20 protein-coding genes and 1 tRNA gene are annotated in these 25,151 nt (G+C 68.6%); 14 read left to right on the forward strand and 7 right to left on the reverse strand.

The window, feature by feature from the left end:
- Nucleotides 1–29: 29 nt before the first annotated feature.
- On the forward strand, nucleotides 30–1,283 hold the full coding sequence (locus ElP_RS26390) for an aldo/keto reductase (protein WP_145275322.1): 1,254 nt from the start codon (nucleotides 30–32) through the stop codon (nucleotides 1,281–1,283).
- A gap of 171 nt (nucleotides 1,284–1,454) precedes the next feature.
- On the opposite strand, the gene ElP_RS26395 is transcribed toward ElP_RS26390, so the two are convergent.
- A tRNA-Cys gene (locus ElP_RS26395) sits at nucleotides 1,455–1,526 on the reverse strand.
- 256 nt (nucleotides 1,527–1,782) lie between these two features.
- Between ElP_RS26395 and ElP_RS26400 the strand changes: the two genes are divergently transcribed.
- From ElP_RS26400 to ElP_RS26430, 7 genes are all read left to right on the forward strand, one after another.
- Nucleotides 1,783–2,640 (forward strand): prephenate dehydrogenase, encoded by an 858-nt coding sequence (locus ElP_RS26400; RefSeq protein WP_231749268.1) that lies wholly within the window; start codon nucleotides 1,783–1,785, stop codon nucleotides 2,638–2,640.
- A gap of 227 nt (nucleotides 2,641–2,867) precedes the next feature.
- Nucleotides 2,868–5,084, forward strand: coding sequence for a tetratricopeptide repeat protein (locus ElP_RS26405; RefSeq protein WP_145275325.1), 2,217 nt, complete (start codon nucleotides 2,868–2,870; stop codon nucleotides 5,082–5,084).
- Between the two features lie 142 nt (nucleotides 5,085–5,226).
- On the forward strand, nucleotides 5,227–5,967 hold the full coding sequence (locus ElP_RS26410) for a YebC/PmpR family DNA-binding transcriptional regulator (RefSeq protein ID WP_145275328.1): 741 nt from the start codon (nucleotides 5,227–5,229) through the stop codon (nucleotides 5,965–5,967).
- A gap of 94 nt (nucleotides 5,968–6,061) precedes the next feature.
- On the forward strand, nucleotides 6,062–7,231 hold the full coding sequence (locus ElP_RS26415) for an LL-diaminopimelate aminotransferase (protein ID WP_231749269.1): 1,170 nt from the start codon (nucleotides 6,062–6,064) through the stop codon (nucleotides 7,229–7,231).
- A gap of 20 nt (nucleotides 7,232–7,251) precedes the next feature.
- Nucleotides 7,252–8,301 (forward strand): 2-amino-4-hydroxy-6-hydroxymethyldihydropteridine diphosphokinase, encoded by a 1,050-nt coding sequence (gene folK, locus ElP_RS26420; RefSeq protein WP_231749270.1) that lies wholly within the window; start codon nucleotides 7,252–7,254, stop codon nucleotides 8,299–8,301.
- A 102-nt stretch (nucleotides 8,302–8,403) separates the two neighbouring features.
- Nucleotides 8,404–8,898 carry an SsrA-binding protein SmpB gene (smpB, locus tag ElP_RS26425; RefSeq protein WP_145275334.1) on the forward strand — a complete coding sequence of 165 codons (495 nt, stop codon included), beginning with the start codon at nucleotides 8,404–8,406 and terminating at the stop codon, nucleotides 8,896–8,898.
- Nucleotides 8,899–8,919: 21 nt separating this feature from the next.
- A complete protein-coding gene (locus ElP_RS26430) occupies nucleotides 8,920–9,972 on the forward strand; it encodes a DnaA/Hda family protein (protein WP_145275336.1) in 1,053 nt (350 codons plus the stop codon).
- Nucleotides 9,973–10,085: 113 nt separating this feature from the next.
- On the opposite strand, the gene glgB is transcribed toward ElP_RS26430, so the two are convergent.
- Nucleotides 10,086–12,344 (reverse strand): 1,4-alpha-glucan branching protein GlgB, encoded by a 2,259-nt coding sequence (gene glgB / locus ElP_RS26435; RefSeq protein WP_145275339.1) that lies wholly within the window; start codon nucleotides 12,342–12,344, stop codon nucleotides 10,086–10,088.
- 339 nt (nucleotides 12,345–12,683) lie between these two features.
- Here glgB and ElP_RS26440 point away from each other — a divergent pair, with 339 nt between their 5' ends.
- The 3 genes from ElP_RS26440 (at nucleotide 12,684) to ElP_RS26450 (ending at nucleotide 16,466) form a co-directional block, all read left to right on the forward strand.
- Entirely contained in the window at nucleotides 12,684–13,787 is a 1,104-nt protein-coding gene (locus ElP_RS26440) for a response regulator (RefSeq protein ID WP_145275342.1), read from the forward strand.
- Between the two features lie 137 nt (nucleotides 13,788–13,924).
- Nucleotides 13,925–16,024: a sensor histidine kinase gene (locus tag ElP_RS26445; protein WP_145275344.1), complete on the forward strand. Its 2,100-nt coding sequence runs from the start codon at nucleotides 13,925–13,927 to the stop codon at nucleotides 16,022–16,024.
- Entirely contained in the window at nucleotides 16,014–16,466 is a 453-nt protein-coding gene (locus ElP_RS26450; protein WP_145275347.1) for a response regulator, read from the forward strand. Before ElP_RS26445 ends, ElP_RS26450 begins: the two co-directional genes overlap by 11 nt.
- 404 nt (nucleotides 16,467–16,870) lie before the next feature.
- On the opposite strand, the gene ElP_RS26455 is transcribed toward ElP_RS26450, so the two are convergent.
- The 5 genes from ElP_RS26455 to ElP_RS26475 form a co-directional block, all read right to left on the reverse strand.
- A complete protein-coding gene (locus tag ElP_RS26455; RefSeq protein ID WP_145275350.1) occupies nucleotides 16,871–17,425 on the reverse strand; it encodes a YqgE/AlgH family protein in 555 nt (184 codons plus the stop codon).
- 117 nt (nucleotides 17,426–17,542) lie between these two features.
- Nucleotides 17,543–18,319 carry a type III pantothenate kinase gene (locus tag ElP_RS26460; protein WP_145275353.1) on the reverse strand — a complete coding sequence of 259 codons (777 nt, stop codon included), beginning with the start codon at nucleotides 18,317–18,319 and terminating at the stop codon, nucleotides 17,543–17,545.
- A 48-nt stretch (nucleotides 18,320–18,367) separates the two neighbouring features.
- Nucleotides 18,368–19,402: a GTPase ObgE gene (gene obgE / locus ElP_RS26465; protein ID WP_145275356.1), complete on the reverse strand. Its 1,035-nt coding sequence runs from the start codon at nucleotides 19,400–19,402 to the stop codon at nucleotides 18,368–18,370.
- Nucleotides 19,403–19,517: 115 nt separating this feature from the next.
- Nucleotides 19,518–19,781 carry a 50S ribosomal protein L27 gene (gene rpmA, locus ElP_RS26470; RefSeq protein ID WP_145275359.1) on the reverse strand — a complete coding sequence of 88 codons (264 nt, stop codon included), beginning with the start codon at nucleotides 19,779–19,781 and terminating at the stop codon, nucleotides 19,518–19,520.
- Between the two features lie 209 nt (nucleotides 19,782–19,990).
- On the reverse strand, nucleotides 19,991–23,686 hold the full coding sequence (locus ElP_RS26475) for a hypothetical protein (RefSeq protein ID WP_145275362.1): 3,696 nt from the start codon (nucleotides 23,684–23,686) through the stop codon (nucleotides 19,991–19,993).
- Between the two features lie 361 nt (nucleotides 23,687–24,047).
- Here ElP_RS26475 and ElP_RS26480 point away from each other — a divergent pair, with 361 nt between their 5' ends.
- From ElP_RS26480 to ElP_RS26490, 3 genes are read left to right on the forward strand one after another with little or no spacing between them, the layout of a single operon-like run.
- On the forward strand, nucleotides 24,048–24,320 hold the full coding sequence (locus ElP_RS26480; protein ID WP_145275364.1) for a WXG100 family type VII secretion target: 273 nt from the start codon (nucleotides 24,048–24,050) through the stop codon (nucleotides 24,318–24,320).
- 21 nt (nucleotides 24,321–24,341) lie between these two features.
- Nucleotides 24,342–24,899, forward strand: coding sequence for a hypothetical protein (locus ElP_RS26485; protein WP_145275367.1), 558 nt, complete (start codon nucleotides 24,342–24,344; stop codon nucleotides 24,897–24,899).
- Nucleotides 24,900–24,919: 20 nt separating this feature from the next.
- Complete coding sequence (locus tag ElP_RS26490; protein WP_145275370.1) at nucleotides 24,920–25,150, forward strand: hypothetical protein; 231 nt, start codon at nucleotides 24,920–24,922, stop codon at nucleotides 25,148–25,150.
- The last annotated feature ends 1 nt before the right edge of the window (nucleotide 25,151 follow it).

Genomic DNA, 25,151 nt, shown 5'->3' on the forward strand with positions numbered 1-25,151 from the left:
GATCCCCTCGTCAAGGGAGACCGCTCCTCATGTCCCGACCCGACCCGGACCGCACCGATCGCAGATCGTTCCTCCAGGCCGGCGCGATCGCCTCGGCGGCGGCGCTGAGCACCTCGGCCGCCGGGGCGAATCCCCCCGCCCAGGATCCGCCCGCGGCCGCGCCGGGGGCGACCATCCCGAAGCGGGCCCTGGGCAAGGCCGGCGTCGAAGTCACGATGCTCGACCAGGGGGCGATCCGGGGCCCGAGTTATGACCGGATCCTCCGCTACGCCTTTGCCAGCGGGATCCGGATGTTCGACACCGCGAAGGTCTACGGCACCGAGCCGAACCTCCGCCGCTGGTTCGAGCAAGATCCCGAGGTCCGCAAGGAGATCTTCCTGATCACCAAGGACATGCCCAAGGCCCCCTCCCAACTGCTCAGCATGCTCGACGAGCGCCTGGAGGCCCTTGGGACCGACTACATCGACCTGTTCTTCATCCACGGCCTCGGGGACGACCACTCGCTCGATGACGCCGTGAACATGGTCGTCAGCGACGAGTTCAAGCAGACCGCGGAGGCGATCCGCAAATCGGGCAAGGCCCGGTTCGTCGGCTTCTCGTCCCACCACAAGGACCGCGCGACGATCATCCAAAAGGCCGCCGAGGCCGGATACGTCGACGCGATCATGCTCCAGTACCGGCCCTGGCTCCCGGCCGACTCCGCACTGAACCGCGCGTTGGACACCTGCTGGGAGAAGGGCATCGGCCTGATCTCCATGAAGCAGATCGCCGGGCAATTCTTCGGCGACAAGCCGGAAGGCAACATCCTTGATGACGTCTCCCGCCGGGTCCCGACCCTCAAGGAGCGCAACCTGTCCCCCTTCCAGGGGCTCCTGCACGCCATCTGGTCCGACGAGCGGATCACCAGCGTCTGCTGCTCGATGCGGAATACCGAGCAGATCCGGGAGAACGTCGACGCCGCCCGCCGTTTCGAGCCGCTCGAGGCCGCCGACCTCGGCCTGCTCCGGGACGCAACCCTCGCCCACGGACCGACCCTCTGCGCCAACTGCGACGGCCGATGCTCGGATGCCGGCGGCACCAGGGCCGACCTGGGCACCCTGACGCGCTATCTGACCTATTACCGTCACCTGGGAGATCGGTCCGAAGCCCGTCGCCAGTACGCCCTGCTCCCGCCCGAGGCCCGCGACTGGTCCGGGGCCGACCTCGATTCGGCCCGAGCCGCGTGCCCCGAGCGACTCGACTTCGCACGGTTGCTGCCCGGCGTCGATCGCGACCTCGGCTAGCGGACAGGGGGGACCAGAGGGTCCCCGACGAAGGACGAGCCGTGCCTGCCGGCGATCCCCCCCGGCAGGCATGGCTCCCGGGTTGCGAGGTCCGACGAATTACGGAGACTTGTTCCGAACCGACGGCGACGACGAGATGAAGCTGTTCGAGCCGGAGCGGAGGGGGTAGAGAGGCGCCGCCCGGATTCGAACCGGGGAATAACGGATTTGCAATCCGCTGCCTTACCACTTGGCTACGGCGCCGGGAGGACCAAATCCTACGTCATCGTTTCGCGAAGATCAAGCGGATCGACGCCGATCGGGACGGGCCCCGAGGACCTGACCGAACACACGGGAGTCCGGGTCCAGTCGATCGGGAGGACGATCTCCGGGGTGTCGTTTAGAATCTCGGGGCAGATCCGGAATCTGGTGATGCCGCCGTTGGGCCTTCGAAACTACGGGGCCGCTTCGATTTCGATGGCTGGGGCGTCCGATCCAGCCGTTTACGACGGAGGCGGACTTGCAGCGTTATGGGACCGTGGCGATCGTCGGGGTCGGGCTGATCGGGGGTTCGATCGGCATGGCGATCCGGGCCAGAGGGCTCGCGGATCGGGTGATCGGGATCGGCCGGGATACCGACCGGCTGGACGAGGCCAGGGGACTCGGGGCGATTGATGAAGGGACGACGGACCCCGAAGGGGCCCTGGATGGGGCCGAGGTCGTCGTCGTCTGCACGCCGACCGACCGGATCGCCGCCGACGTCTGCCGATTCGCCGCGTCGAGTCACCCCGACGTGCTGATCACCGACGTCGGCAGCACCAAGCGGAGGATCGTCGAGGCGGTGGAGGCGGATGATCGGGCGAGGGGGGTCTTCGTGGCCGCTCACCCGCTGGCCGGCTCGGAACGACGGGGGGCCGCCGCCGCCCGGTCGGATCTGCTCGACGGCCGTGTCTGCGTTCTGACGCCGACCGACCGGACCCCGATCGATCGTCGGGATCGCGCGGCCCGATTCTGGTCCTCGATCGGCGGTCGGGTCGTGATGCTCGACCCGGACGCCCACGACTCCGCCCTGGCCCGGACGAGTCACCTCCCCCATGTCGCCGCCGCGGCGCTGGCGCTCAGCGTGCCTGCCGGGACGATCGAGCTCGCCGCGGGGGCCTATCGGGACGGAACCCGGGTGGCCGCCTCGGATCCGGACCTCTGGGTGGCCATCTTCAGGGAGAATCCCGAGCACCTGATCGCCGCGCTGGACGAGTATCGCCGACACCTCGACCGTTTCCGAGAGGCCCTGACCGACGACGACCCGGGCGAATTGAGATCGCTCTGGAGCCGGGCCCGGGCCCTGCGAAGCCGGTTCAGGGAGCCGGGGTCGCGCTGATGGATCGGGGGGTTCGGCCCGCCGACCGGCGTGGTCCGGCGACCGGCGGGACTTGGCATCGGCGTCGAGGCCGTGCTACCATAAATTCGCCTCGGTTCGCGTCCTGGAAGCTTCGGGCTGCCCGACCGAAATGAGCCGAGACGCGGGATCGGACCGGATCATCGGGCATCGGAATCGTCGATCGGATCGGAATCGGGTCCTGGATCAGTGGAGGATCACCAAGGATCATGATGGGCTCGCTCTGCCTCCACCCGTTCGTCGTCCTGAGCCTGGTCGTCGTCCTCACCCAGGCCGAGGGTCCCCAATCCGCCCCGGATGCCGTCCAGGCCGCCCAGGCTCCGCCGCCGATCGATCGGCCCGAACTCTTCGTCCCCAGGGACCCAAGGACGGCCGAGGAAGTCGAGCAACTGGACGCGACGCGGCGATATGCCGCGGCCCGGGCACTGGAGGCGAACCGGGAGTGGACCGAGGCCGTCGAACTGCTCGAGCGGGCCCGGCAGTTCGAGCCGGATTCGGTGGCCATCCTCCGACGACTGAGCCGCCTCTATTTCGGGCTCGGCGGGGAGGATCGGATTCCCAGGGCGGTCGAGACGGGGGAGGCGGCCCTGGAGGCCGACCCCGAGGACCCCGAGACGATCCGCCGGCTCGTCCGGCATTTTCGCACGTCCAACGACCTCGACGCGGCGGAGTCGATCCTCCGATCGACCCTGGAGAACCCCAAGCTCTCGCCGTTCTCCGTCGCCCGCCTGGTGATCCTGCACGAGTTGGGCAGGCTTTACATCGACACGCAGCGATCCGACGAGGCCGTCGAGCCGCTCGACCAACTGGTCCGGGCGCTCGACACCAAGGAAGCGACCCGATTGACTCCGGCACAGGTCCAGGACATCCTCGGCGAGGACGAATCCGACGCGTACCGGCGATTCGGGGAGACATTCTTCAACTCCGGGCGATACGATCTGGCCATCACCGCCCTGCGTCGCAGCCTGGCCTACGACCCCGACAGCCAGCAGACCCCCCTCTACCTGGCCCAGGCCCTGCTCCGGGCCGACCGGGCCGCCGAGGCCCTGGAACTGCTGGGGCCGATCGTCGCCTCTCGTCCCCCCGGCCGGGTGACGTTCGACGTCCTCGCCCAGGTCCTCTCGGCGCTCGGCGAGGACGAGCAAATCATCCCCCGACTGGAGGACGCGAGCGAGGCCGACCCTTCCAATGTCCTGCTCCGCTACGCGCTGGCCGAGCGCTACGAGGCGAACGGGCGGGATGACGAGGCCCGCCGTCTCTACCGGGAGATCATCAGCGATCAACCCGACCAGGGCGTGCCTGCGCTGGCGCAGTCGATGCTGGAGCAGGAGAAATACGAGGAGATGCTCCAGCTCTTCGAGACCGCCCAGTCCCAGCGCGGCGGCCGGATGGCGATCGACCCACAACTCCGGCTCATCGGCACCGACCCGACTCTCGCCGCGGCGGTAATCGAGGTCGGGATGGAGCTGCTGCGGGCCGATCCCCCCCGGCTCGGCCCTTCGGGGATCGACCTGCTCACCGAGATCGCCTCCCGGGCCGACCTCCCCGGGCCTCGCGTGGAACTGGATCGCCTAAGCCTGGAACGCGACCCCTCGCCTCAGAATTACCTGGAACTGGCCGACTCGCTCGTCTCCGCGGGCCGACCGGCCGAGGCGGTCGCCATCTTCGAGGAGATGATCGGGAAGTTCCCCGAACTCGGGCAAGAACCTCAGCTGCTGACCCGGATCGCCGAGCTCCAGCTCGACTCCGGCCGGGTCGAGGACGCGCTGTCCAACGGACGGAAGCTCCTCGAACAGCGTCCCGACGACCTCCCGGTGATCCAGCTCGTCGGCTATGCGTTGCAGCGGCTGGGCCGCTACGATGAGGCGATCGAGCTCTACGACCAGGTCCCCGATCGCTTCGTGGGCGTCCCCGACGCGCTCCGGCTGGCCCGGATCTGGAAGGCCAATGCGCTGGCCTCATCCGACCGATTCGAGCAGGGGGAGTCGATCCTCCTCGAACTGCTCGAGGAGCAGCCCGACGACCCCTGGATCGCCAACGACCTGGGTTATCTCTGGGCCGAGCGGGGGATCAAGCTCGATCGGGCCGAGGAGTTGACCCGGACCGCGGTCGAGGCCGACCCCGAGAACAGCGCCTACCTCGACAGCCTCGGCTGGGTCCTCTACAAGCTGGGCCGACCCGAGGAGGCCTTGCCCCACCTGGAGAAGGCCGTCGGCATCCGTCCTTCCGCGGTCAATCTCGACCACCTCGGGGACGTCTATTTCGGGCTCGGCCGAAGTGACGCGGCCCGGGACTGCTGGTCCCGGGCCGCCGAACTCGCCGAGGACGCCGAACCTCCCGACCCATCCCTCGCGGACATTCGCGAGAAGCTCCAGGCCCTCGGCGATGCCGACCCGATCGGCGATCCCGTCGATGCCAACCCCTGACCCGACCCGCTGAAGACCGTCCCTCGCAGCCGCAGACCCGTCGCCCCCGACGCGAGCCCCGAGGCGAACGGCCGGCCGGCCTTCGCCGGTCGGCTCCGCGGGGAAGCCCGGCGGGCCGCCCGACCCGGAGTCCGAATCCGACATGGCAGGCCACTCCCATGCCGCCAACGTGGCGGCCCGCAAGAATTCCGTCGACGCCAAACGCGGCAAGCTCTTCAGCAAACTCTGCCGCGCGATCTACGTCGCCGCCCGCACGGGCGGGGCCGATCCGGCGATGAACCTCCGCCTGCGATACGCCATCGACAAGGCCAAGGCATTCAGCTGCCCGAAGGACAACATCGAGCGGTCGATCAAGAAGGCCACCGGAGAGCTCGGGGCGGAGACCTACGAGGAAGTCATTTATGAGGGCTACGGCCCAGGCGGCGTCGCCGTACTCTGCGAGATCCTCACCGACAACCGCAACCGAACCGCCGGCGAGGTCCGTCGCGCCTTCGACATCTGCGGCGGCAATCTCGGCTCGACCGGCTGCGTCAGCTACCTCTTCGACTACAAGGGCGTCTTCCTCATCGAGGCGACCAAGATCGAGGAGGACCGCCTCATGGAGATTTCCCTGGAGTCCGGGGCCGACGACCTGAAGCGGGACGGCGACTACTTCGTCGTCACTTGCGACCCCAAGGCCTTCGATGACGTCCAGAAGGCCTTCGAGGGGCACGGGATCCCCACCGAATCGGCCGAGACGAGTTACATCCCGCAGACGACCGTCGACCTCGACGTCGACAACGGCCGGAGGATGCTCAAGCTCCGGGATCTACTCGACGACAACGACGACGTCCAGAACATCTACAGCAACGAGAACATCCCCGAAGAGGCCATGGCCTCCTGACGGGTCGACCCCCGAACCGGCCCCGCCAGCGACCCTTGAAGGGACGCGTCGCCGCGTCTCGATGCCTCCCGTTCCCGCCCCGCGGAAGACCACGATGCCTGCGACCTTCGTCAAATCCGAACGGCTCCGACAGCTCCCGCCCTACCTCTTCGCCGAGATCGACAGGAAGAAGAAGGCCGCCATCGCCGCCGGGCGCGACGTGATCAATCTCGGCGTCGGCGATCCCGACACGCCGACCCCCGAGGTGATCGTCCGGAGCCTCCAACGGCACGTCGAGAACCCGAGCTACCACCAGTACGCCCTCGACCAGGGTTCCCCCGAACTCCGGCGCTCGATCGCCTCCTTCTTCTCCCGACGATACGGTGTCGACCCGGATCCCGAGGGGGAGATCCTGCCGACGATCGGCTCGAAGGAGGCCTTGGCCCACTTCCCCCTGGCCGTGGTCGACCCCGGTGACGTCGGACTGGTGCCCGACCCCGGCTACCCGGTCTACCGCTCGAGCGTCCGGTTCGCGGGCGGCGAGGCGTTCGTCATGCCATTGAGGCCGGACCTCGGCTTCCGGCCCGATCTCGACGCCGTGCCCGCCGACATCTGGAAGCGGGCGAAATTGATGTTCCTCAACTATCCGAATAACCCGACCGCCGGCTCGGCCGACCTCGCCTTCTTCGAGCGGGTCGTCGACCTGGCCCGGGAACACGGATTCGTCGTCGCCCAGGACGCCGCCTACGGCGAGGTCTACTTCGACGCACCCCCGCCGAGCATCCTCCAGGTCCCCGGCGCGAAGGACGTGGCCGTCGAGTTCCACAGCCTCTCCAAGACCTTCAATATGACCGGCTGGCGCGTCGGTTTCGCCGTCGGCGGGGCCCCGCTGATCGCCGCGCTCGCCCAGGTGAAGGCCAACGCCGACTCCGGCATCTTCACCGCCGTCCAGATGGCCGCCGTGACGGCACTCGACCAGTACGAGACGATCACCCCGCCGATTCGGACCCTCTACAAGGAACGCCGGGACGTGCTCGTCACCGGCCTCAAGAAGCTCGGCTGGGACGTGCCGACCCCCGAGGCGACCTTCTACGTCTGGATCCCCTGCCCCGCCGGATACGATTCGTCGAGCACCTGCTCGAAGCTGCTGGAGGAGGCCGCGCTCGTCACCACCCCCGGCCTCGGCTTCGGCCAGTCCGGAGACGGATTCTTCCGGATGGCGCTGACGGTCGACTCGCCCCGGCTGGAAGAGGCGGTCGATCGGATCTCCAAGCTCTCATTCTGAATCGGCGGGGGGCGATCGCGATGGGAATGACCCCGGCGTTGATCACCCTCGGCAGCAACCTCGGCGACCGCAGGGCGACGTTCAAACGCGCGATCGCCGACCTCGACGCCGCGCCGGGCGTCGTCGTCCGGGCCGTCAGCCGATACCACACGACCGCCCCGGTCGGCGGGCCCGGCGGCCAGGGGGCGTTCCTGAACGCGGCGGCGGCCCTGGAGGTGACGCTCGATCCCTTCGAATTGCATCGCCTGCTGCTCGAAATCGAGCGACGCGCCGGCCGGGTCCGCGAGGTCCGATGGGATGCCCGGACGCTCGACCTGGACCTGATCCTCTTCGGCGATCGGATCATCGACTCGCCCGACCTTACGGTCCCCCATCCCCGGTTCGCCGTCCGCCGGTTCGTCCTCGCCCCGATGGCGAAGGTCGCCCCACACGCCCGCGACCCGATCACGCATCGGACCGTCCGCGAGCTGCTCGCCCAGCTCGACCGCCGGCCGGGCCTCGTGGCGATCGATCGGGGAGCCGACCCCGGGCTCGCCCGCTCGATCGCCCTCGACGTGGCCGAGCGTCTCGATGCCGGGCCGCCGCTCGACCTGCATCAGGGCATCTCGGCAGGGGATCGCGACCCGAACGAGCTGACGGACTCCGAACGCTATGAATTGACGCTGGAGCGGCTCGACCGGATCGAGGCGACGGCCCGGCTGCTCGACGCCGAGCGCACGCGTGTCCGGAAATCCGCACCGTCCTCATGGCTCGTCTCGGATTGCGACCTGTCCCGAGAGCTGGATCGCGCCTCGATGATCCTCTTCCCCGAGCCTCCCGATGGTCCTACGACGATGGCCGGCAACCCCCGACGACTCTTGATCCGGGCGGCGGAAGTCGCCGGGGCCATCCAGGGCGCCCCGAGCCCGACCGTCGCCGTAATCCTCGGCTGGGATCGCCCGTATCGAGATCTCGGCGAGAGCAGCCGCGGGGGTGCCCTCCTCGTCCCCGAATCGGGCGACCGGGAGGGGATCGTCTCCGAGGTCCTCGCCGCCTGCGAGGCATCCCGGTCCGGTTCCGGCTCGGCGTGAGCGTGCCACCTTGCCCGGCCTTGGACGCGGCCTTTAGAATTCGCTCACACGGCCGAGCCCCCGCTAGCGGGGCGGCCGTCCCCTCGTGCGAAGGATTCTCCGATGGCCAAGAAGGGCGGCGGCAAGCAGCAGGACGGCAAGGGAGACGGCATCCAGGTGGTTGCCCGGAACCGCCGCGCCCGGCATGAGTTCGACCTGCTGGAGAAGGTCGAGGCGGGGATCGTCCTGACCGGCACCGAGGTCAAGAGCCTGCGGGGCGGCAAGGCGAGCCTGGAGGAAGCCTACGCGAGCATCGATCGGGACGAGGTCTGGATCTACGGGGTCGACATCCCCGAGTACCTCCAGGCCAACCGGATGAACCACACCCCCAAGCGTCCCCGAAAGCTGCTACTCCACCGTCGGGAGATCGAACGGCTCAAGACCAAGGCCGCCGAGAAGGGGCTGACCATCGTCCCGTTGCAACTCTATTTCAAGAAAGGCCTCGCCAAGGTCGAGATCTCCATAGCCCGGGGTCGCAAGCTCCATGACAAACGCGACGCCATCAAGGCCAGGGAAACCAAGCGCGACATCGACCGCGCCCTTCGCGACCGATCCTGAACGCAACCCGAGGCCGGACGGATGGAACCGTCGTCACGCCCGCCCGATCCGGGCCGGAATCCTCCCGGCCCCTGGGACGGTTTCCTCGTCGGACCGGAGAACAGCCTGGCCCATGCCGCGGCCCGGGAACTCGCCCGGGGGGCGACCGGCGAATCACCCCTGGTCCTGATCGGGCCATCGGGTTCGGGGAAGAGCCGGATCCTGGAGGCGATGGCCGCCGATCGGGTCTCCAGGAATTCTGGTGCGGCCATCGCACTGATCCCCGGCGAGGTGTTCGTCTCCGATTGTCACGAGGCGGGCGATCTCAACTCCTCCGAGGCCTGGTCCGAATTGCGTCTCCGCTACCGGAACCTGGACCTGCTCGCGATCGATGACCTGAACCCCCTGTCCCGGTCACCCCTCGCCCTGGCCGAACTGGAACCGACGCTCGACGAACTGGACGCCGCCGGGGCGTCCGTGGCCGTGACCGTCCGTGACGACCCCGGCCGGTGGGAGTCATGGCCCCGTCGCCTCGCCGATCGGCTCCGGGCCGGGCTGACCGCCCGAATCGATGGGCCTGGACCTCCCTCGCGCCGGAGATTCCTCCTCGATCGCACTCGTGCCCGGGGGGTCGCCATGACCGCCGAGGCGATCGACCTGCTGGCCGAGGCCGCCGATGGCTACCGGACCCTGGAGGGCTGGATCGCCCGGCTGGAGCTGAACGCCCGAGTCGATCGCCGACCCATCGACCGCGTCATGGCCGCCGCCCTTCTCGCGGACGACGAGGCGACAGCCCCCGCCGCCTCGATCGCGGAGATCTCCCGGGCGGTCGCATCCCGATTCGGCCTACGGGTCCGCGACTTGCGATCATCCAGCCGCCGTGCCGCCCTCGTCGTGCCGAGGCACCTGGCGATCCTGCTGTCCCGGGAACTGACCCGCTCCAGCTTTGCGTCCCTCGGGGCCGCCTTCGGCGACCGCGACCCCAAATCGATCCGCCATGCCTGCCGGGCCGCATCGATCCGGATCGCGAATGATCCCGCGATCGCCTCGGTGGCGGAAGCTATCCGGCGGAAATGGGCCGATGCCCCGGCCTGATCATCGGCCCGGTTTCCCGAGAACGGGACGCCGGGCCAACCCCGATGAGTCCGGGCGGGGCGACGCCGTCCGGCAGTCCGCCCCGACGCCCGGCGACTCGCCCCGTCGTCGGCTCAACCGCCTGACTGGGCCTTGAGGATGATCACCCCGAGGGGCGGCAGCGTGAGGTTGAGGTGATAGGGGCGGCCGGCGTGGTGCTCGGGGATCGACTCGAGATAGCCGGCATTCCCGGCATTGGAGCCGCCGTAGATGGCGGCGTCCGAGTTGAAAAGCTCGCGATAGCCGCCCCCGTGGGGCACGCCGATGCGGTAGCCCTCCCGCAGGCATGGGGTGAAGTTGCAGACGACGATGACTTCGTCGCCGGGGTGCTTCCCCTTCCGAAGATAGGCGAGCACGCTGTTCTCCCAGTCGTGCAGCTCGAGCCAGTCGAATCCCTGCCACTCGAAGTCGATCTGGTGCAAGGCCGGCTCGGAGCAGTAGATCCGGTTGAGGTCGGCGACCATCCGCTGGAGGCCGTGATGGTCGGGCCACTGGAGCAGGTGCCAGTCCAGGCTCTGGGACTCGCCCCACTCGCGCCACTGGCCGAATTCGCACCCCATGAAGAGGAGCTTCTTGCCCGGGTGAGTCCACTGGTACGAGAGAAGAAGGCGGAGGTTGGCGACTTTCTGCCACTGGTCGCCGGGCATCTTGTCGAGCAACGCCCGCTTGCCGTGCACCACCTCGTCGTGCGACAGGGGGAGCATGAAGTTCTCGGTGAAGGCGTAGACGAGGCTAAACGTCAGGCTGCCGTGCTCGTACTTGCGATACACGGGATCCTTGGCGAAATACCGGAGCGTGTCGTTCATCCAGCCCATGTTCCATTTCAGGCTGAAACCGAGGCCGCCGATGTAAGTCGGCCGCGAGACGCCCGGGAACGCGGTGGATTCCTCGGCGATCGTCAGGACGCCGGGGAACTGGGCATGGGCCGACTCGTTGAACTTCTTGAGGAAGTCGATCGCCTCCAGGTTCTCGTTGCCTCCGAACGCGTTGGGGACCCACTCTCCCGGGTTTCGGCTGTAGTCCAGGTAGAGCATCGAGGCGACCGCGTCGACCCGGAGGCCGTCGATGTGGTACTTGTCCAGCCAGAAGAGGGCATTGGCCAGCAGGTAGTTGCGCACCTCGGCGCGGCCGAAGTTGTAGATCTTGGTGCCCCAGTCGCGGTGCTCCCCGAGGCGGGGATCCTCGTGCTCGTAGAGGTGTGTGCCGTCGAAGAAGCCCAGCCCGTGCATGTCGCGGGGGAAGTGGGCAGGGACCCAATCCACGATCACGCCGATGCCGTGGCGATGCAGCGTGTCGACGAAGGTGGCGAACTCGTCGGGTGAGCCGAACCTCGAGGTGGGGGCATACAGGCCGACCGGCTGGTAGCCCCAGGAGCCGTCGAAGGGGTGCTCGCTGATCGGCAATAGCTCGACGTGGGTGAATCCCATCTCGGTCACGTAGGCGGCCAGTTGCTCGGCCAGCTCCCGATAACTGAGATAGCCGTTGTCCTCGGCCTTACGCCTCCAGGAACCGAGGTGGACCTCGTAGACGGAGATCGGCGCGTCGAGGGCCTGACGCTGTTCGCGTCGAGCCATCCACTCCGAGTCGTCCCAGTTAAAGCCGTCGACGTCCCAGACGATCGAGGCGGTCTGGGGACGCTGCTCGGCGTAGAAGCCGAAGGGGTCGGCCTTCGAGACGAGGTAATCGTTGTAACGGCTCTTGACCTCGTACTTGTAGACCTCTCCCGGTTCGAGGTCGGGGATGAAGACCTCCCAAAGGCCGGTCGGTCCGAGGTTCCGCATCGGGTGGCGTCGGCCGTCCCAATGGTTGAAGTTGCCGACGACACTGACCCGCCGGGCGTTCGGGGCCCAGAGGGCGAAGTGGACCCCCCGGATGCCGTCGACCTCCCGGACGTGGGCACCGAGCTTGTCGTACGCCCTCAGGTGGTTGCCCTCGCCGAGCAGGTAGATGTCGAAGTCCGAGAGCACCTGTCCGAACCGATAGGGGTCGACATACTGCCAGGAGTGCCCCTCGCCGTTCTCGACGGCGATCCGGTACGGGGGGGCGGAGGACCGCCCGGTGATGACCAGTTCGAACAGCCCGGCGGGGTGGAGCCGCTCCATCTCGACCCGGCGACCCGGCTCGCCGCCGGACAGGTCGACGACCCAGGCCTTCCGGGCATCCGGGGCCAGGGTCCTGATCGCGACCGCCGCCCGGCCATTCTCCCCCACCGGGTGCGGCCCGAGCACCCCGAACGGATCCCAGTGGTTGGCGTGGATCAGGTGGTCGACGTCCGAGGGATGGAGCGTCGCGCCTCGGGGTCGGGTGCCGGTCGGCGGGGTGGTCGTACTCATGATGGCATCGATATCCGATAGGGTCCGGTGCGTTCCTTCATCCTCGGCGCAAGTCCCGGCCAGCTTGCCTGTAGGCTAGTCGTCACGGACAGAGGCTGCAACCTCAATGCCGATTCCCTGCCGGGCTGGCGATTGATCGTTGCGGCCGAGTTTGCCATGATGGGATCGTCGCGATGGCTCCGGGACCGCGGCCGACCCTCGCCGTGCCCCGCACGGAGGCCGGGCCCGCGACCTCGCCCGACGGGCCGGGCGATCGATCGATCGACGTCGGGCCGCCTCAGACGGTCGACGGCCGGCGGGACGACACTCCGTGGGGACCGGATCGCGGGCGAATCGGTAATGAGCGACGTCCTGATCGTCGACGACAACCCGGCCGATCGCGCCTACTTCCGCCTCCTGCTGCGCAAGGCCGACTTCCGTGTCCACGAAGTCGACCTCGGCTCCCAGGCCCTGGCGACGACGCTGGCCGTCCGGCCCCACGTCGTCATCCTCGACATCAACCTGCCTGACATTGATGGACATACCGTCTGCCGGGCGCTGCGGGCTGACCCGATGATCGGCGGCATCCCCGTCCTGATGCTGACGGTACGCGATCACGAGGCGGACGTGCTCGCCGGCCTGGAGGCCGGGGCCGACGACTACGTACCCAAGGACGCCGCCCCCGAGGTCTTCCTCGCGCGCGTTCGCCGCCTCTGCCGGTACCGTCAGATGGCCAACACCTCGCTCTTGAACGAGCAAATGGCCCAGATCGGCCGCCTGCTGGCCGGGATCGTCCACGAGATCCGGGGCCCGCTGGGCGTGATCCGGGGGAATGCCGAGCTGATGCGGATGCAGCTGGACCAGGAAAACCCGGCCCTCCGCTTCGCCGACCCGATCATCCGCAGCGTCCAGCTCCTGCAAGTCCGCCTGGAGCACCTGATGGCCACCGTCCGAGGAGGCCCGCCCGTGCTCCATCCGCTGGAGCTCGAGCCGCTCGTGCTGGAGGCCATCGACTACTTCCGAAAGGGATCCGATCCGAAGCAGGGGCGCATCGAGGTCGTCGTCATTCCCCCGGACGGCCCGATCTCCCCGGTCCGGGCGGACGCGGGGCGGCTGCTCCAAGTCCTGCTCAATCTGATGATCAACGCCCGAGAGGCGATGCTCTCCCGGCGGGACTCGGGACGGCTGGAACTCCGGATTGTCCCCGCCGTCGACGAGGGGCGAACCGGGATCCGCATCGAGGTGCTGGACGACGGCCCCGGCATCCCCGAGGAGTTGCTCAACCGCATCTTCGAGCCGTTCTTCACCACCAAGGAGACCGGGACCGGCTATGGCCTCTACCTCGGCGCCGAGATCCTCCGTGAGCACGGCGGCCGACTCTCGGCCTGCAACCGGCCCGAAGGGGGGGCCTGCTTCCTCCTCTGGCTGCCGACCTCCGAGGAATCCCCGGGCCGACCTCCCTGAGCGCGGAGGTCCGGGAGACTCGGCGGACGCGGTCGTCGCGACCGAGAGGGTGGGAGCCTACGGGGACGCCGGAGGCTCTGGCCGAGGTCCCGCCAGCGCGGCCCGGGTCGTCCCCCATGCCTGGAGTGAGGTCGACCATGAGCTGGAGCCGTGACGGCCGGGATCGACGGATTCGAGGGCCGGGCATCGATGCCATGGTCGCGCTGGCGGCCGGGATCCTGGCCGCCAGCGCCGGCCTTGCCGTCGTCCGGGGCTTACCCGACGGGTTGGCCGGGGCGCTGCTCGGCGCAGCGGTGGCCTTGCCGATCGGGGTGATCTGGGGGGTCGATTGCACGCGTCGCCGGTGGCGAAGGCCGATCAGGCGGATCAACGAGACGCTGGTCGACCGCCCCCAGGGGATCGGCCTGGTCATCCCCTCCCCGAGACCGAAGGTCGGCCGGGACGCCCCGATCGAGGTGCAGGTCCTGGCCCGATCGGTCGTCGACCTCCAGGATCGCTTGAGCTTCTCGATGCGGGCGCTCAACGCGGGCTCCTCCGGCCATCCCCGGGAGGCCATGACGCGCAGCGGGCTGTTCAACCCACCGTCCGAACCCGGCGGCGGTGAATCCTCCTCGTCGAATTCATTCGAAGGGGAAGACATGATCGGCCGGCTCGACCCCGGCTCGCTCCGCTGGACCGAGGCGAGCCCGGCGTTGCAAACCTTCCTGGGCGCCGGGCTGGATCGACTCCGGGACCTCTCGATCCTGGAACTCCTCCATCCCGACGACCGCGTCCCCGCCGGGAGGCAGCTCCGGGACGTCTCCGGTCGGGGCGAGGCACTCGGCCTGGTCTACCGGATGGGGACCCTCGGGGGGGACCGGAAGGCGGTCGAACTGAACGTCTCGGCCCGATACGGCCCCGACGGCGTGGCCGTATACCTGCGGTGCCACGTGACCGACGTGACCGAACAAATCCGGGCCCGGCGCGAGGAACGCCGGAGGACCCGTGAGCTGATCCGCCTGAATGACGAACTGAGGCGGACGAATCGAGCCCTAGCAGAGCTGAAGGATCGCTACAGCGACCTGTATCAGAACGCCCCGGCGATGTACTTCAGCCTCGACCTGGAAGGGAGGCTGCTCGTCTGCAACGACACCCTGCTGAAGACCCTCGGATACAGCCGACGGGACCTGATCGGCCGCCCCTACGAGAACCTCCTCCCCGTGTCGGATCGCCCGACCTTCCGGGGCCGGTTCGCTCAGTATCTCCAGGACGGCCGGATCGAGGCCGAGAGCCGATGGGCGGCCGTCGACGGCCGGGAGATCGACGTCTTCGTCACCGCCGTGGCCGTCCGGGACAGCGAGGGCCGCTTGCTTCACTCCCGGAGCGTCGCCCAGGACATTACCACCCGCAAGCGATTGGAGGCCGAGCTGCGCCGGAACAACGACCGGCTCGCCCGGATCAACGACGAGCTGTCTCGGAAGAACACCGAGCTGGACGAGTTTTCGTACGTCATTTCCCATGACCTCCAGGAGCCGGTCCGGACCCTGATCGCCTTCTCCGGCTTCCTGAGGCAGGAGTACACCGACCGGCTCGACGAGCAGGCGATCGAGTACCTCGACTACCTGACCGAGGCCTCGAGCCGGATGCGGACCCTGATCCAGGATCTCCTCGAACTCTCAAGGGCCGGGCGGACGGCGGCGGATTTCGGCCCGGTCCCTCTGGACTTGGTGCTGGCCACCCTCCGCGTCGACTACGCCGAGCTGATCCGGGCCAAGGGGGCCGAGGTCACCGCCACCGGGCCCTTGCCGACCTGCTGGGGGGACCGCACCCGGATCGGCCAGTTGCTGGGGAACCTCATCGGCAACGGCCTGAAGTATAATGAATCGGGGCAGCCCCGGGTCGAGATCGGGGTCATCCCCACGCATTCCCCCGGGGACGGCCGCAGGGTGACGCTGGCGATCCGGGACAACGGGATCGGCATCGATCCCCAGTTCCACGACAAGATCTTCCAGATGTTCCGCAGGCTCCACGCCCGAGACCGCTACGATGGGACCGGCGCAGGCCTGGCCATCTGCCAGAAGATCGCCCGGGCCCACGGCGGCCGGATCTGGGTCGAGAGCAGTCCCGGCGAGGGCTCAACCTTCTTCGTCGAATTGCCGATCGCTCCCTCGGGCTCACTCACCACCCACCTGCCGAGTTCCGGCCACGGCCCGACGGCACCGGCCAACGCCCCGGACGACGCGATCCATGCCCGTTGAGTTCCACATCCTCCTGGTCGAGGACAGCCCCTCCGACGTCCTCATCATCCGTCGGGCCCTGGCCGAGGCCGGCTTCACCCACCGGCTGTCGATCCTCGGCGACGGCGCCTCGGCGATGGCCTGCCTCGACCGCCTCGCCGACCCATCGACACCCGCGGATCAGGTCCCCGACCTCGTCTTGCTCGACCTGAACCTCCCCGGCCCCGACGGCGGCCAACTCCTCCTCAGGATCAAGACCGACACCGTCCTCCGGACCATCCCTGTGGTCGTCCTCACGACCTCCGGTCGGGACGAGGACGTTTGGCGCAGTTACCACTCCGGCGCAAACACGTTCGTCCAGAAGCCCGCCGACTTCCAGAATTATCGCGAACTCGCCCTCACCCTCCGTCGCTACTGGGAACAGCTCGCCACCCGCCCCCCCCGCCGGCCTCCGGAGGAGTGATCCCGCCCCAAGCGGGCCATGCTCCCGCCCGCGTTGATCCGGCGGAGCTGGGGCGCCTTCGGCGGGTCGTCCATTCGACGTGGGTAGTCAACGATCGGCGAGGATCGCTCCCGTCCCCCACCCGGGCCGGGGACGAACCGGGGACGGCATCGGAGGCGAGGTCGAGCGAGGACGGCCGGTCCGAACGCCGCCGGAAGAACGAGCCGGCTTCCCGAGGGACAGCGTCGGGATCGCTGGGATCGCCGGTCAATCCGGTTCCCCATCGCCGAGGTCAGCGACGGACAACCAGCCCACGTCCGGACGGCCATCCTCGGTTTCGATCCGGAGGTCCGCGAGGAGCAGCGCGATGAACGTCGATCGCGTAACTTCGGCCTCCCAGGCAGGAGTCCCCGTGACGATCCCGCTCAATTGAGGCTGGGGTCGTCCGGCAGCTGATCCAGCCCGAGCGCATCGGCCAGCAGGCTCGCGGAGAGGTGCTTGAGCACCTCCTCCCACATGCTCACGTCCCCTCCCCTCAGGGCAACTTCCGGGTCGGCAGGGGAGATGATCCAGGAATCCTGGTCCAGCTCCATCTCGAGTTGTCCAGCCCCCCAGCCCGCGTAATTCGCCAGGAACCGGGACGGCTCGACCCGGAGGCGGATCAACTCCTGGAGCTTGTCGGGGTCGACGGTCGAGAACAGGCCATCGAGCACCTCCTGGTCCCCCAGCCCCTCGAGCGAGTGCAACGCGATGAGCGGGCCGGGTACGGGGCCGCCGAGGTGAATCGGCTTGTCCCATTCGACCAGCCGCCCGAAGGCCTCCTCGGAGACCTCGGCGAGCGAGGCCCCGGTCGGCCGGTTGAGCACGATCCCGGCCGCCCCCGCATCCGTGTGCTCGATCATCAGCAGCACCGTCCGGACGAAATTCGGATCGGCCAAACTCCTGGACGCGACGAGGAAGTGTCCCTTGAGGCTCTTCATCTCGATGTGTCCCAGGGTCTGGTCGTTCCGGGAGGCCAGGCGGGACGTGCGGAGTCCGCCTTCGGCCCGGGCGGGAGCGACGATTCTATCGGCTCGGCCCGGTCGAGTCGATTCCCGTCATCGGCTCGTGACGGGAGTGGTCCGAGCAATCGAGAGGCCGATCAGCACGAGATCCGGCTCGACCTCGGTAAGTCGCCCTCCCACGAGCGGCGCAAGGCCCGATGCGTCTCCCCCGGTCCAGACGACCCAGGGCGGTGGGTCAGTCCCTTCGGATAGCCGGGCGATCAGCTCTCGAATCGTCCCGACGGCCCCCCAAACGATCCCGGCAGTCATCGCGGGGCGGGTCGAGGCACCCCAGGCGGGGGGCTCGATTTCGGAAAGCAGCGAGGCGAAGTCGGGGAGTTGGGCCGTCCCGGCGTGCAATGCCCGGGAGGCGAGCGAGAGACCGATCCCGATGGCCCCCCCCTGCCACCCGCCGTCAGGGCCGATCCGTTCCACCGTGATCGCCGTACCGCACTGCACCACGATCCCCGGGCCGGAATGCCCCTTCCCCGAGACCGCCGCCAGGACAGCCAGGGCCCGATCGGCCCCGGTCCGGCCGGGCGCTTCGAGTCCGTGGCGGACCGGCACATCCGCGGCGGACCGGTACCACCGGATCGGCCCGATCCCCCGTCCCCGGAGCGTCTCCCCGAGCCGCTCCGCCGCCGGAGGGTTGACCGAGGCGACCGAGACCTCGAGGATTCCCCCCATCGCCAGACGGTCCAGTATCATGCCCCACGAGGCCTGATCCCCGATCGTCGTGGCCATCGACCCGACGAGGCGTCCTCCCTCGTCGAGCCGTCCCCACTTGATCCGCGAATTGCCGATGTCGATCACGAGGGCGGGGGGAGGCACTCGACCCTCCTCGATCTCGAAGGGGACCTCGGATGGGCGGAAGGGCCGTCAGCGGCCCCCGACCCTGGCCTCGGCCTCGGCCCCGGCCTCCTCCCGTCGGGTCCGGTGGAGGACCTCGATGATCCGGGAAATCAGCGGGGGGATCCCCCTCCCGGTGACGGCCGAGATGGTCATCGGCTCCCGGCAGAGTTCGTGGGAGACGCGCCCGATGACCTCCTCGGCCCCGGTCACGTCCAGCTTGGTGAGCACCAGGATCTCCGGCCGGGTGGCCAGGGCGGGGCTGTACCGCTCCAGTTCGTTGCGGATGACCCGGTAATTCTCGACCGGGTCGGAGCCGTCGATCGGCACCGCCTCGACCAGGTGGACGAGCAGGCCAGTCCGCTCGACGTGGCGGAGGAACTCGTGCCCGAGCCCATGCCCCTGATGGGCCCCCTCGATCAGGCCTGGAATGTCGGCGACGATGAAGGCATCGTCCTCGACGACCACCGCCCCGAGGTTCGGGTACTTGGTCGTGAACGGGTAATCGGCGATCTCCGGGTGCGCCCGGCTGATCCGGGAGAGCAGGGTCGACTTGCCCGCATTGGGCAGGCCGATCAGCCCGACGTCGGCGATGACCTTCAGCTCCAGCTCGATCGAGCGATCCTCGCCCGGCTGCCCCGGCTCGGCCTGCCGGGGGGCCCGGTTGGTGGCCGATTTGAAATGCTCATTGCCGTGACCGCCCTTGCCGCCCCGGGCGACGACGACGTGATCGCCCGGGGACTTCAGGTCGCGTAGGACATGGCCCCGTGCGTGGTCCCGAACGATCGTGCCGACGGGGACGTCGATGTAGACATCTTCGGCCGACCGGCCGTCCCGATTGCTGCCCATGCCGTGCTGGCCACGGTCGCCACGGAAGTGGCGCATCCCGGAGAGGTGGGCCAGGTTGGTCAACCCCTCGATGGCCCGGACGATGACATGCGCGCCGTCGCCGCCGTCGCCGCCATTGGGGCCGCCCCGGGGCACGTATTTCTCTCGGCGGAAGCTGACGCAGCCGTTGCCACCGTCGCCCCCCTTGACCTGGAGCGTCACCCGATCGACGAACATCCTTCACGACTTTCGAGAATGCACGACGCCCGGCCACTCCCCCCGAGTCGGGGACCGATGGCCGGGCATCGCTGTGGGGACGATCGAGGATCGCCGGTCGGGAGCCCCCCGGCCGTCAGGCGTTGGCCACGACCTCGACCGGACGGACGTTGATCCGGCGGCCTTCCTGATCGAAATAGACCTCGCCCTCCTTCAGGGCGAAGATGGTCCAGTCACGGCCGACGCCGACATTCTTGCCCGGCCGCCACTTGGTGCCGTGCTGCCGGCAGATGATGGCACCGGCCTTGGCGTGCTGGCCGCCGAACAATTTGATTCCCAGCCGCTGCGCGTTCGAATCGCGACCGTTGCGGCTGGAGCCCTGACCTTTCTTGTGAGCCATCTCGAAAGAACCTCGACCGTGCGATTCGCCTCACATCGACCGCCCTCGCCGGGCGGTCGGCGCGGGGCGTATTGTCAGGACCCCGCGAATAAACCGATCATATCCGAACCGCCTCCCGCCCGGCAAGCCCGGGGGTCATGTCGGGCGGGAGGCGGTTCCGGCCTGCGGCTTCTGGCCGGGGAGGCCGGGGCCACACCGGTGGGCCCCACCTACCCGTATTGCGCGGCCCCCCGGGCCACCCCCTCGCCGACGCGGTACTGGCGTTCGACGTGCCCGATGCACGAGCCCGCCAGGCGGCACGACTCGCAGGAGTCGCCCGGGGGCCGGGACGGATCCCGGGACTTCTCGGGGACCGGCGATTCGCCTCGCGCGATCGATTCCAACGCCCGTTGGAATTCGGGTTCAGAGGCGAGCTCCCTCCCGATGTGGCGGCCGAGCAGGCGATAGGTGTTCATCCGGGAGGCGGTATAGAACTGGTCCAGCGGCGGGTCGTCGGGGAACAGCGACTCGGGGCTCCTGCGGAGGAGGCTTTCCCCCTCGTCCCCGGTCAAGGTCGGCCGGACGTAGATCAGCACCCCCTCGGCCCCGTCGCAGTACCGGACGTGGGCGAAGAGGAAATGCTCCCGGGAGAGCGACACCCCCGAGGGAGTCGCCGAGATGGGGGAAGGGGTCGGTTCGGGGACAGCGGGACCGTCCCGGGGGCCCGACGGGACTTCGCCCGACCCATCCTCCCCCGTCGCCTGACCATCGGAGTCGGCCGACGGCGTGTACGGCACCGATGACGGAGCGCCTTGGCCGGGTTCCGAACCGATCCGGGCCTCGTCCGCCCGGGAGAGGACGAGTTGGAGTCCCCAACCGCCCTGACGACGGCACCCCGGGAGGGGGCCGGGGAACTCTTCGAGCCTCCCGGTGTCCAGCCAATGGCCGTACGCCGCCGGGCTGAGGAACGGGCCGATCTCGATCCCGTCGATCCGGGCCTGGCGAAGGACCTCCATCAGGGCGCCGAGGCGGAGTTCGGGGTCGTCGTCCTGGCTGCAATCCGAGGCGACGATCAACGCGCAACCGCGATCCAGGAGGGCCTTGAGCCCCAGGTTCTCAACGTGGGCCCCGTCGGTCAGCAGGTATCGGCGGTCCCCCTGCCGATCGATCCCCAACGACTGGAAGACGTGGAACCCCAGCCACTCTAAGGCCGACCCCTTGGACGCGGCGTATCGGCCAAGGGGTCCTCCCTCGGGCGGCTCGCCGAGGTCCCGGATCCAGAGCCCGGTGCGGATGTTGAGCAGATGCAGGATCGCCGCCAAAGCCGGGTTCGCCACCTGACCGGGCGAGAGGAACGCCCCGGAGATGGCGACCAGATTGGCCAGGTCCAGTTGGTTCCTCCGCGCGAACTCGTTCGAGGGCTTGCTCCCCTCCCGGCCGTTGAGCCAGAACCCGGTCTCCTTGGAACCGATCGCGACCGGGGAAAAGGTGAAGATGTCTTTCGCCAGTTCCGGCTCCAGCCCCAGCGCCCGGTGACCCTGCACCGTGGCGTTGATCAGCAGCAACGGGGCGCGACGCTTGACCGCCCCGCCCTGGGACGGGCCCTCCCGCCCCCGGATCCGGGCCGATCCGGCGGGCAAGCCGAGGTAGGAACCCCGGTCGTCGTGCAGCCAACCGGACCCGGACGGGCCGAGACGGCCGCCGAGCCAGCGGTCCCGGACGTGCTCCCGGTAGAACGCGTGCAGCGAGAAGTGGTTCACGTCGACCAGACAGCAGAGCAGCCAGATGCCGAGCGAGATCGCGATGATCTCGACCCTGGCCCACTGGTCCTCCCCCCAGACCACCGACGAGAAGATCACGTCGGGCCCGCTGCCCCGGCGGACTCGCATCAGGTCGCCGAGGTACAGCCTCAGCCCGTCCCGATTATTGTTGCGGATCGCGGCCTGCAGGATCGCGCCCTCCTCGCCGGAATCGACCTGCGACTCCAGGGATTGGAGATACCTGGCCCGTTGCATGTATCGATCCCAGAAGCCGCGATTCACGGCCCCCCCCTCCCGGACCGGTCCCGGGTCGGACCCTGTTCCGGGGGACGGTAAGAAGGAGACCTCGGACTCGGCGGTGAGGATGTCGGAGTAGAGGTCCGAGCAGCTCAAGACCCTGTCGGCGATCGCCCTCGCCACCTCGTCCCGCTTGACCCTCCGCTCGTTCTCGAGCCTGTATCGCTCCGGCGCGTCGAGGACGACGCGCCGCAGCCAGGGATGGGAGTCGAGCCGCTCGATGCGCTGGTTCAGGCGGACCTCCTCGGCCAGCCCGGTCGACGAGGAGCCGTCCCGGACGGCCAGCAAACGAGCCGCGAGGCGTCCCCAGCCCACTCCGGCGACAGGGCGGGAAGTCGGCGAGGTCTGGTCCAAAATCGCGCCTTCGACGACCGGAATGGATTGCTCTCCCGCCTCCGTCGCCCGACCGGCCCGGCCCGGTGGCGTCGAGGCTTGCTCCCCCTCGGCCGACGTCGCGGGATCGGTCTCGGACGCCCCCGCGTGGATCCGCTGCCAGGCGAGATCCCAATCACTGAAATCCCGGAAGTTGAACGCCTCCTTCGGGATGGCATTCCGGCGACGGTTGAACCCCGAGACGTCCTCCCGGGCGACCATGCCGTAGAGGACGAAGACCAGCAATAGCAGGAAGCCATAGCTGCAGAGGAAGATCACGACCTGGTAGACCGGCCTCAGGCGACTCGCGGTCAGGTGGTCGGAGATCGACCGAGTGCTCCGAAGGAGGTCCCTCCACCGGAAAAACGCCAGCGAGGTGAGCCCGAGCGCCGCGATCGCCGCATGGTAAGCCTGCTGCCCGAGGAGGGTCAGCAACTTCGACCACCCCTGCCCAGCGGCACTCGCCCCGACCGCCTCCCCGCCACCGACGTCGATGTCCCCGGTCGTGACCAGCCCGGCGATACAAAAAAGAAGCGTCAACAGGGGGAGGATGAACAGCCATTTCGGGTTCGACCCGGTCCCCACCGCGGTCCCCCCGGCAGACCGGGCCTTGACCCGGAGGAACACGACCGCGGACAGGACCGCAACACCGAGGGAGACCAGGTGTGCGGCGAACCAGGCGTTGAAGAGCCAGTCCGGCGCCCTGCCGGGCAGCGGCCTGAAGAGGCTGCGCTCCCAGTGCGACGCGACCGCGACCCAGCCGCAGTACAAAAACACGACGGTCACGCACACACTCAGCCAGATCCTCATCCGACGGGGACGATTGCGCAACGCGAAGGCGACGCCGATTCCCCCCAGGGACAGCCAGAACGGGACGAAGCCCCGGGGCACGTCAGCTCCCATCCCGACGAGCCCCAGGAAGCTCGACGCGAAGGGGGAGTCGATCGTGCGGAAGATTAGCGCGAGCGTCCCCAGCACCCAGATTAACAGGGACCCCGTCTTCACCACCTGGAACGCGAATCCCACGAACCAGACGCCCACGGCCCAAGACCACCTCGGGACGGAGTCGGAGACGAACTCGATCTTGCCGAATCGGGAGTTCGACGCGGCAATCCCCTCCGGGGCCCGGTCTGCCCTCGAGCTGCCCGGATCGGGAACCATGGTCGTCGCCAGATGCCCGGCGACATAGCTCCCCCCGGAGACCGAAGAGAGGTAGTCGAAGAGCTCCAGGTAGCGCGGACGCTCGCCCCGCGCCGCCCCCTTCGGCTCGACGCCGGGCAGCACCTCATCGGGCGAGCCCTCGAGTTCCGGATCCGCGTCGAAGGCCTGCTCATCGAGCGCCTCCAGCATCCCCAGGTTGAAGCAGGCCGACCGGATCCCGCCCCCGGAGAGGGCCAATCCGGTCCGGTAGTCGAGACCCTCGTCTCCCTTGAGGAGATGGAAGTCAGCCCGCCGCTTGCGGATGACCTTGCGTTCGCCGAGGACCACGTCCTCCACCTTCGTCGTATATCGGTCACCTCGGCCGCGATCGACAGGCCGACCACGATCCTGGCCGTTCCCTTGGGACATCGTCTTGTCCTAATCGTGCAAAGACGCCGAAACTCGCGTCTGGGCGGCCGCCGACCCGGCCCATCTGGCCCGATTCGTCGCCCGAACATGACATCTTGCCCTAGATTGGCAAGTCGCCGCATTCCGATTAAAGCAGATCGGCACACGAAGGCAACCAGGCAACGTCCGGGATCGGTTGGTCGAAACGCACTCTCGGGGGACGCACCGGCCACCGCTTTACACCCCGTCCGCCCGGCCGGTAGGCTGATGTGATCGGTTCGAATCGCTCCCCTTCTCGGAGCCAAGGACGATGCCGCAAGCCCATGTCGACCCCGAGGAGCTGCGCCGGTTCGCCCAGAGCCTCAAGCAGTTCAACAACGACCTGACGGCCCGGATGACCGTGCTCAACGGCCAGGTGAACAACCTGGGTGCCACCTGGCGGGATCGCGAGCACGACAAGTTCGTCGAGGAGTTCCGCCAGACGATGAACGTCGTCAACCGCTTCATCCAGGCCTCGGAGCAGCACGTCCCCTTCCTGATGAAGAAGGCCGAGCGGATCGAAGACTACCTGCAGCAGCGATGACCCGGGAGGGGGGGCACCGGCATGGCCGAGCAGGCCCGAGTCCAGTCGATCGAGGCCCTCACCCGGTTCCGGTCCGCCCTGGTCGAGTTCGCCGACGGGGCGAAGCATGCCCTCGGCGGCATCGACATCGAATTGCGACGGGTCCGGGAGTGGCTGGAGCATGACCAGCCCCGCTACTGGAAGTCCCAGGTCAGGCTCTGGGACCAGCGGATGAACGAGGCCCGGTCCGCCCTGCACCGCAAGAACCTCCAGAGGACCGAGGGTTACGTGCCCGACGTGACCCAGGAGAAGGAGGCGCTGCGGCTCTGCAAGCATCGCATCGAGGAGGCCGAGCGTAAGCTCGCCTCGATCCGCCGCTGGGTGCCGCGGTTCCAGCACGCCCTCTCCGAATACCAGGGGCGCACCCGCTCCCTGAGCGACGCCGCCTCGATCGACGTCGAGCGGATGATCGCGATGCTCGACCGGATGATCACCGCACTCGAATCCTACGTCAGCACGGCCCCACCCCGGGAATCGTCCGGGATGCCCCCCCCCGGCCCTTCGGGCGGCCTCCCTGAGCCCCTCCCGGAGTCGAACTGATCTCGACGGAGCCCGAACCCATGCGCCCCTCGAACATCACCGCAGGTGCCGGCAAGCTCCAGCACGACATCAAGGCCCTTCGGGCGCACTGGGACCGCTCCCGGGAGGAGTGGGACGACCCCGTCAGCCGGGACTTCGAGGCCAGGCAACTCGCCCCGCTGGAACAGGCCGTCGCCCAGGCGTTGCACGGGATCGACGAATTGAACCAGTTCGTCTTGCAGATGATCAAGGACCTCGGCCCGACCGAGTGAC

It is taken from the genome of Tautonia plasticadhaerens, from assembly GCF_007752535.1.
GTDB classification, from domain to species: Bacteria; Planctomycetota; Planctomycetia; order Isosphaerales; family Isosphaeraceae; genus Tautonia; species Tautonia plasticadhaerens.